This window comes from Gammaproteobacteria bacterium (assembly GCA_003696665.1).
Taxonomy (GTDB): domain Bacteria; phylum Pseudomonadota; class Gammaproteobacteria; order Enterobacterales.
The window spans coordinates 1-1,564 of record RFGJ01000238.1 but is presented as its reverse complement, the minus strand read 5'-3'; the positions used below and the strand labels follow the sequence as shown (position 1 = coordinate 1,564).

Annotated in this window: 1 protein-coding gene; it reads left to right on the top strand. The window is 53.6% G+C overall.

What is annotated here, in order from left to right; all coding sequences use genetic code 11:
- A partial coding sequence (locus D6694_06795) for a PAS domain S-box protein (GenBank protein ID RMH43660.1) occupies nucleotides 1-1,564 on the top strand: 1,564 nt, incomplete at both ends.

The window sequence follows — 1,564 nt, the reverse complement described above, 5'->3', positions numbered from 1 at the left end:
TTATATTGACCTCCTCAATGAAATTGCCAAACACGAAGGTTGGCGACTGCAATTTGTGGCGGGGACATGGCCGGAGGTGTACCGAAAAACCCTCAAAGGCGAGATTGATATACTCACGAGCATCGCCCATGCCGAAGAACGCCGACCTTATTTTGACTTCACAACCATCCCGGTCGAAATTGGCTACGGTCGGCTCGCTGTCCGAGAACATTCGGAGCTCAATTCTCTATCTGAACTTGACAACATCCGCGTGGGCCTGATACGCGACGATATCAACGGCCTTGAGCTTAAGAAAAAAACAAAGGAACTCGGCGTGGCGCCCATCTGGGTGTACTACGACAACTACACTGAGATGCTTCGTGCCCTCTCGAAAGGTGAGATTGAAGTGGCTGCCATCAACAACCTCTATTCACGTTTCGAACTAGACACCTTCGGGTTGAAATACGCCGCGCCATTCTATGCCCCCGTCATGCTGACCTTCGCCGCGGCCAAAGGCAAGCACAGTGATCTTCTGAACACCATCGACAAATACATGGCACGATGGAAAGACGATCCAGATTCTATCTATTACAGCGCGCGCGAAAAGTGGTTGCGCGCGCACCTTCGGCCATGGCTCCCGGTCTGGGTTAAACCCGTCGTCACCATCCTGGCCGCGGTATTCTTACTCAGTGTGCTCTGGTTGCTCACCCTGCGCCGCAAAATCCGTCAGCGCACCGCAGAACTGGTCGCTACCCAACAACAGCTCCAACAATCGGTCAACGCGCTGTCTGAACTGCAAGCGCGCCTTAAAGCCATCATTCACGCGCTTCCGGACGGACTCGTGACATTTAACACAGATGGCCACATCACCGGCTGTTACGGAACGATACCGAATGGACTTCCAACGCCACAACTTGGCACCCATTTAGTCGAGGCCTTCGCTCCGGATTTAAGCGCCCTCCTGCTAAATGAAGCAGAGGCTGCCTTGAAGGCAGGCACTAGCCGTGCTTTTACGACCAAATTACAGACCGGTGAAACGACTCGTCATTATGAGTTCCGTCTGTGTCCATATGAACCAGCCCCAGATGCCTCTGCCTTGCTCATGATGGTGCGGGACATCTCAGCCCTCGAATTCCTCCGCGACAGTGCGCAATCCATCAACGCCCGGTTTGCCGCATTTGCCGAAGCCATGCCTGACCTAGGTTTTATTCTCACCCGCACCGGAGACTATGTCTTGGCGTTCGGAGGACGCGTTGATCTCTTTGTCCGCCCGCCCGATGAGCTGACCGGTAAAAATATTCGGGATGTCCTGCCCAAGCCGATTTGCGAACGGCTTCTGCAAAGCATTGAGCAGGCCATCACCACCAGTTTGACGGCATGCGTCGAATACAGTCTTGAAGTACCTGCCGGGCTGCGCCACTTTGAAGCGCAAATTGCGCCGATCAAAGGTCAAAATAACGTTGACGAAGTGGCGTTAATTTCGCGGGACATCACCCACCGCATCGAAGCCGAAGAAGCCATTCGGCAACTTGCCTTTTACGACGCCGTCACCGAATTACCCAATCGAAAATTGTTCATGGACCGA